Source organism: Candidatus Rickettsia colombianensi, from assembly GCF_003664375.1.
Classification (GTDB): Bacteria; Pseudomonadota; Alphaproteobacteria; order Rickettsiales; family Rickettsiaceae; genus Rickettsia; species Rickettsia tamurae.
In genome coordinates this window covers 1-7,069 of record NZ_RAQN01000008.1, presented here as the reverse complement: position 1 = coordinate 7,069, position 7,069 = coordinate 1, and the positions used below count along the sequence as shown (strand labels likewise).

The window sequence follows — 7,069 nt, the reverse complement described above, 5'->3', positions numbered from 1 at the left end:
GTCGCAAGGGCTGAAGCAGCACTTAAGGGTTTTGTACTTCCTCTAAATAAAGGAGGACCTTTTGATAAATTATCATTTATGGGTATAGAAGATGAAGAAGAAATCTTTGCCAATCCTATAAGAGCAACTAAAGAAGCATTAATAGCCGTAAGCGGAAATTCTATACCTAAAGAGCAATATGCACAAGCTGTAAAAGATAAAGCTATAAAAATCTTAAAACAAGATCCTAAAAACACTCCGGAAAAACTTGAGAAATATGAAAAATTTATTATTCAAGGAGATAAAAACCAGAAATTTAATGAAGATAGTAAGCAGTTTATCCCAAGAGTAAATCAATTATCTCAAGCGGAATTTAAGGAATTACAAAAGGCAGCCACTAATATGGTGCAGCAGATTAGTAATAGATTAGAAAAAAATAATAAAATTAGTAAGCAATTAGAACAAACTATTATACTTACTAACTCATCAGGCATAAAGAATCCTGAAATAATAAGGGAATTAAATAAGTTAGATTCTACTTATCTAACTGAAAATAGTACTAAAATAGCCACTGAATTAAAAGATATTAATGATAGAGGCACTTCTTTATGGGAAAAATTTAAGCAGATATTTACAGGTAGAAACTATTTGGAAGAAAGATTAGGAAAAGTTGTAGATAAATATATTACTCTGAGTGATGGATATGTAGTGAAGACAATTAATGATAAAATCTTTTCAAACGCTTTAACAAATCCTGAAATTGCTGAAGGTCTAACAAAATTTTTAAATGAAAATAAAGATAAAGCAGCAACTAATCCTGAATTTAAAAATTTAATTCCTGTTACGGGTGAGCCTATTATAGTTCAACCGCAACGAGTTAATAATTTTAATTTAGCAGAATTAAGAAAAATCAATCCAATAGCATTTGATAAAACCATATTTGAAGATTTAATAAAACTAAGAAGCTCTAATGTGAAACCCCCGCAAACTACTCCTAATACTTCTACTAAAAATCAAGAAGCAATAAGAAGAAGGGGTTAAATTTTAATATAACTTCATCATTGTGAGGAGGCTTTGTTACAATGCCTCGCAGGAATGACATCAGAACATAAAGATTTAGGTGAGATGCTTAAATACTCCTCTTTCCATAGCTCGTTATAAAGAATAGGGTCGATATTACCGCCTGAGATTAGTACTAGTAGTTTTTGAGGTTTGGATTGTGTTTTTAAAAAATTTATTACTGAAACCATATTTATACTACTTGACGGCTCGCATATAACTTTAAGTAAATGAGTAAGCCACGCCGTCCAGTAATATATTTCATATTCTTCTGCTAAATAAAAATGATCTAACTTTTTCAGATATTCAAATGTACGAGCCGATACGTTCAAGGTTTTAAGACCGTCCGCAATAGTATTCGGAGCATAGTTAAATCTATATATTTTATTATCTTTAACAGATAAATAAGCATCATTGGCATTTAAAGGTTCTGAACCTATTAACAAGCTTGTCGGTGATATTAATTCCTTGGCAAGATATGAGCCGGAAATTAAACCGCCGCCGCCGCAAGAGGCAAAAATAGCATCAGGACTAAAGCCTAACTGCTGTAATGCTTCATAGCATAACGTGCCTGCTCCTGCTATTGTAGAATCACTATCGGAAGGATGCATATAGTAAAATCCTTGCTTTTCATCTTCTTTTGCTTTTTCTTCCGCTTCTTGTCGAGTATCTATATATATAACTTCACCGCCGTAATAAAGAGCTGCTTGCTGTTTCACTTTTGAAGTGTTTAACGGTAAATAAATCCTTGTTTTAATACCGAATAATTTACTTGCATAAGCAAGACCAATCCCATGGTTACCCGTACTATAACCGACTATTTTATCAGGTAATTTTCCTTGCTCTTTTAATTCTAATAAATGATTTAACACTCCTCTAACTTTAAATGCACCGGTTTTTTGTAATGATTCAACCTTAAAAAAAATCTCATGACCGAGCATCTCATTTAAGCTTTCAGAGTGAACGATCGGAGTTAAATGTAGATATTGTTTTATTCTATTATGTGCGGCTGCTACATTTTGAGGAGGTTGTAGTAATAAATTCATAAATATAATTAATAATGGTAGCTTGAAATCAGGTTGATACTATATTATATAGTTAATAATTAGCAATTTTAAAAGGTTTTAATTGATGAATAAAAAATCCCTTCCGTTAATGGCACTGAGAGATATGGTAGTATTCCCAGGAGTAATTGCTCCTATTTTTGTGGGTAGGAAAAAATCGCTGCAAGCACTCTCTCATACTACCATTTCTGAGGAAGATAATAGTAAATATATTTTAGTAACTTTACAGAAAAAATTTGATCAAGAAAACCCTAGTAAACATGAACTTTATAACACAGCTATACTTGCTAAGATTATCCAAATAGTGAAGCTGCCTAATAATACGGCAAAAATCTTAATAGAAGCAGTAGCAAGAGTAAAGCTAAGCAATATCAAAGGCGAAGAAGCTTTTGAAGCAAATTACGAAATTATTCCGGATGAAGAAATATTTGACGTTAATAACATGCGTTCATTAGTGGATAATGCAGTACAACTATTTAGTAAATATGCGATTAATGATAAGAAAGTTAATGCGGAAATTATTGAAACTATCAATAAAGAAATAAGTAATAGCACTAATTTCATAAATATTATAAATATATTAGCTTCACATCTGATAACTTCACTTGAGGTAAAGCAGCATTTATTAGAAGAAACTAGTCCTTTTAAGCGTATCACTACGGTTATTAGTACGCTTATTTCCAATACAATAAATTCAGAAACCGAGCAGGCATTGCAGCAAAGAATAAGAAAGCAAATCGAAAAAACGCAGCGTGATTATTATCTGCACGAACAAATGAAAGCTATTCAAAAGGAGCTTGATGAAGATAAATCAGAACTTGCCGATATCGAGAAAAAAATTAAAAGTTTAAAATTATCTAAAGAAGCTAAAGAGAAAGCAGAATCAGAGCTTAAAAAACTCCGTAGTATGAATCAAATGTCGGCAGAGTCGGGAGTGACGCGTAATTATCTTGAGACTTTACTAAGTTTGCCTTGGGGTAAGCATGATAATAGTAAAATAGATATTAACCAAGCCGAGAAAATTTTAGATCGTGATCATTTTGGACTCGAAAAAGTTAAAGAACGAATTATAGAATATTTAGCGGTATTACAGCGTTCAAGTAAAATTAGAGGAGCTATATTATGTTTAATCGGTCCGCCAGGGGTTGGTAAAACTTCACTTGTAAAATCTATTGCCGAAGGAATGGGTAGAAAATACACTAAATTTGCTCTCGGCGGTGTTAGAGACGAAGCAGAAATCAGAGGGCATAGAAAAACTTACCTTGGATCAATGCCCGGTAAAATTTTAGGTCAACTTAAGAAAGTTAAGACTAGTAATCCTGTAATGCTACTTGATGAAATCGATAAAATGAGTTCTGATTTTAGAGGTGATCCGGCATCCGCTTTACTTGAGGTATTAGACCCTGAGCAGAATAGTCACTTTGTTGATCATTATTTAGAAGTAGAATATGATCTATCAAATGTAATATTTATTGCTACTGCTAACTCTCATGATTTACCTAGAGCTTTAAGTGATAGAATGGAAAAAATATATATTTCCGGTTATGTAGAGGAAGAAAAGCTCCAAATCGCCACAAATTATTTAGTGCCGAAACAATTTAGAATGCATAAAATTAAGAAAGATGAAATTACTATATCCGAGATGGCAATTTTGGATTTAATTAGATATTATACTAAGGAATCAGGCGTAAGAGCCTTAGAACGTGAAATAGGGGCATTAACTAGAAAGGCATTAAAGCAAATTTTAGCAGATAAAAGTGTTAAGCATATTGCCATAGATAGTAATAATCTTGAAGAATTTTTAGGGGCTAAGAAATATAATTTCGGGCTTGCCGAGAAAGAAGATCAAATAGGAAGTACTACGGGACTTGCTTACACCGAAGTAGACGGGGAGCTTTTAACTATAGAAGCTTTAGCATTTCCAGGGAAAGGTAAAATAAAGACCACCGGAAAACTCGGTGATGTTATGAAAGAATCGGCAATGGCTGCCTATAGTTGTTTTAGAAGCAGAGCAACAAATTTTGGATTAAAATATGACAATTATAAAGATTTTGATATTCATATTCACATACCGGCCGGAGCTATTCCAAAAGATGGACCGTCTGCCGGCTGTGCTTTGTTTACGACTATTGTTTCGTTGATGACTAAAATACCCGTACACCGCACCGTGGCAATGACAGGCGAAATTACTTTAAGAGGAAATGTTTTACCTATCGGTGGTCTTAAAGAGAAGTTACTTGCTGCAAGTAGGGGAGGTATTAAAACCGTGTTGATTCCTGAGGAGAATGTTAAAGACTTAAAAGATATACCGCCGAATATAAAAGAAAGCCTAGAAATTATATCTGTGTCAAATATTGATCAAGTACTTAAGCATGCTTTGGTAGAAACACCGATAAATAAATAGAGATTTGTTAATAGTCAAAATATCATATATTAAATTAATGCAAGCTATAGTAAGGTAATTCTTTTTGACTTTTCAATTAAAATGCGATTTTTCTTGCTTAATTCCTATAGTCAATTGATTTGAACTTGCCTATTATTATAGGCTTTCTTTCTTACACCTGTCACTAAATTGGGCTGAATTTATTGTTGCGTGGATCAATTTCACCTCTGTCATCCCGTGGCTTGACCACGGGATCCAGTTAAAAATACTGAAATTATTAGTATTTTTTATTGTTTTTATGGACCCTGTGGTCAAGCCACGGGGTGACACAGTAATGCAGCTACTCAAAGCGTCTTATCCGAGGTAGTAAAATCCATGCCTACAATAAAAGACAAAACAGCTTAGTTTATCTTTCTTCTTTCCAACTTTCATTTAGCAATTCCTTTAACTTAATTCTAAATACATAATAAAAAATATATTAATATTTTTTAACTAATTACTAATATTTATTAAAAATAATTAATGTATTGGGGTTAGTATTAATGAAAGAATCAAAAATATTAAGAAAATTTTTAGCAACGGCATCATTTATGCGGAACATTATTCACTAGCTCTAACGCTGCAGGAGCAACGGTTTTAACTACAGGTCTTGTAGACGTAAATCTTAGTACAACTACATCAATGGCATTCGGTTAAGATAAAAAATATGATATAATGACTTTCATTGTAATAACAAAGAGAGGAATATTGAGATGGAGGTAGCAAAATCATTAATTTTTTGGTCTGAAGTCAACGAAATATTTAAAAAAGTAAGTGATAAATTTGATTCTAAGTGGCAAACAAGAAAACGAGTATTAAATACACAAATATTAGTAACATTTTTATTTAAACTAGTACAAAGTTATAATAAACAAGGGTATGGTATAGTAGTCTTATTCAATTTTGGGAGTCATGTTTAGATAAAAATATTATATTACCCTAAACTAAAACAGTAGCTGCATCTTCATTATGTGAGGCAAGACAAAAATTACCAGAAGATGTTTTTATAGAATTGAATCAAAATTTATTGGTTCTTTGGCACAAGATTCAAGATTTACCAAATTGAAAGGGTTATAGAATATTTACAATAGATGGATCAAGGGTAAGTTTACCAAGAGAATTAATTAATGAAGGATTTATAGTGTGTTCAGCAGATCAAGGTAATTACTATCCACCAGGTTTAATGAGTTGTCTTTATAACATACAAGAAAAGGTGGTATATGACTTTAGTTTGCAAGCACATTTGAATGAAAGATTATCTGCTCTAGAACACATTCAACAGTTAGGTAGTAAAGATATTGTAGTACTGGATAGGGGATATTTTAGTTACTTAATGCTTTATAAAATCATAGAACAAAATTGTCATGTTATTTTTAGAATACCTTTTGGTATTAGAAATAATACCAATAATGAGATTATGAATTTTATAGAAACAGATCAAGAAGATAGTACTATAGATTATATGCCATCTACAACTGTTATGCATGATCTAAAGAAGGATGGTTATAATTTAAAATTTAGACCGCTAAAGGTACGCTTAATTAAACATAAAATAAATGATACAACTTATATATATGCTACAACTCTAACAGATAAGTATATTTTTCCCAAAGAATGTTTTTATGAAATTTATCACTCTAGATGGAGTATAAAAGAACTTTATAAAATCTCAAAGAGGTTTATAGAAATAGAAGATTTTCATGCAAAATCAGCTAGAGGTATTAAACAAGAATTATACGCTTTATACGCTCATATATTATTAATCAATTTATCTAGGTTTTTTGAGTTTGAAGCAGAAAAATTAATTCCATCTAACAAAAGTGAAGATAATAAATACATAACCAATACTTTTGATCCTATCTCAATGATAAAAATCAATTTTAAAAACTGTTTACTAATCGTAACGAGGCAGTTAGAAAATCTAGTGATGACAGGGTGTATTTTAACTAATAATACATTACAAAAAATTATAAGTTCTATAGCTAAAGTACGGCAAAAGGTAAGGTTAAATAGACACTATCCTAAAATATCGCGTAAATCTATTAATAGGTGGGTTACATCTCATAGTAGACGTAAATTTGCTTAACCGAATGCCATTGTCCACGATACTACGTCATAGTCAGGTAATATTTTAGCTGCGGATACGGCTGCCTTCTCGCCCTCTACTATGAGTATAGGCTTGCTGCTGCAAACAGCTTTCTCGATTTCGAAGATAGACTTATCGCCTTTGTCAGTAAATCCTTTTAGACGCCAACTATATTCTTGCTTCTTCGCTGCGTTATAACAATATGTTACAAACAACGTCTGCTTCTTGCCGTCTTCTTTGCTGACGAAACGTACTACGTACCCTAGTAGCTTGTTTTCTGCATCCTTGTAGCTATACACCGCCTCTAATTCATGATGCTGCATCATACCTTTTAAATGCTTATCTGGAGCAAAGCTTTCAGCATTTTTAATTTTGTCACCAGCTGCTACCCACTCATTAGCTACCTGAAGTTTTGCATGTTCTTTATTAGCTCTATTTTTAGCAACATTAGCACGATAA

Annotated in this window: 6 protein-coding genes and 1 pseudogene; 4 read left to right on the top strand and 3 right to left on the bottom strand. The window is 32.2% G+C overall.

The genetic code is table 11. The features are described from left to right. The coding region (locus tag D6968_RS02300; RefSeq protein ID WP_121543141.1) for a hypothetical protein at positions 1 to 1,020 on the top strand (1,020 nt) is incomplete at its 5' end. Between the two features lie 17 nt (positions 1,021 to 1,037). Here D6968_RS02300 and D6968_RS02295 read toward each other — a convergent pair. Next, positions 1,038 to 2,084, bottom strand: a complete 1,047-nt coding sequence (locus D6968_RS02295; RefSeq protein ID WP_121543139.1) for a serine/threonine dehydratase — start codon at positions 2,082 to 2,084, stop codon at positions 1,038 to 1,040. An 85-nt stretch (positions 2,085 to 2,169) separates the two neighbouring features. Between D6968_RS02295 and lon the strand changes: the two genes are divergently transcribed. Further along, positions 2,170 to 4,506: an endopeptidase La gene (lon, locus tag D6968_RS02290; RefSeq protein WP_121543137.1), complete on the top strand. Its 2,337-nt coding sequence runs from the start codon at positions 2,170 to 2,172 to the stop codon at positions 4,504 to 4,506. 135 nt (positions 4,507 to 4,641) lie between these two features. Here the strand turns inward: lon and D6968_RS02285 are convergent, their stop codons facing one another. Continuing rightward, on the bottom strand, positions 4,642 to 4,833 hold the full coding sequence (locus tag D6968_RS02285) for a hypothetical protein (RefSeq protein WP_121543135.1): 192 nt from the start codon (positions 4,831 to 4,833) through the stop codon (positions 4,642 to 4,644). Positions 4,834 to 5,237: 404 nt separating this feature from the next. Between D6968_RS02285 and D6968_RS02280 the strand changes: the two genes are divergently transcribed. Further along, on the top strand, positions 5,238 to 5,444 hold the full coding sequence (locus D6968_RS02280; RefSeq protein ID WP_121543016.1) for a hypothetical protein: 207 nt from the start codon (positions 5,238 to 5,240) through the stop codon (positions 5,442 to 5,444). A gap of 158 nt (positions 5,445 to 5,602) precedes the next feature. Continuing rightward, on the top strand, positions 5,603 to 6,610 hold the full coding sequence (locus D6968_RS02275; protein WP_121542529.1) for a transposase: 1,008 nt from the start codon (positions 5,603 to 5,605) through the stop codon (positions 6,608 to 6,610). Here the strand turns inward: D6968_RS02275 and D6968_RS05775 are convergent. Then, positions 6,607 to 7,069 (bottom strand): annotated as a pseudogene (locus tag D6968_RS05775) (toprim domain-containing protein); the annotation flags it as partial. The gene D6968_RS02275 and the pseudogene D6968_RS05775 overlap by 4 nt on opposite strands.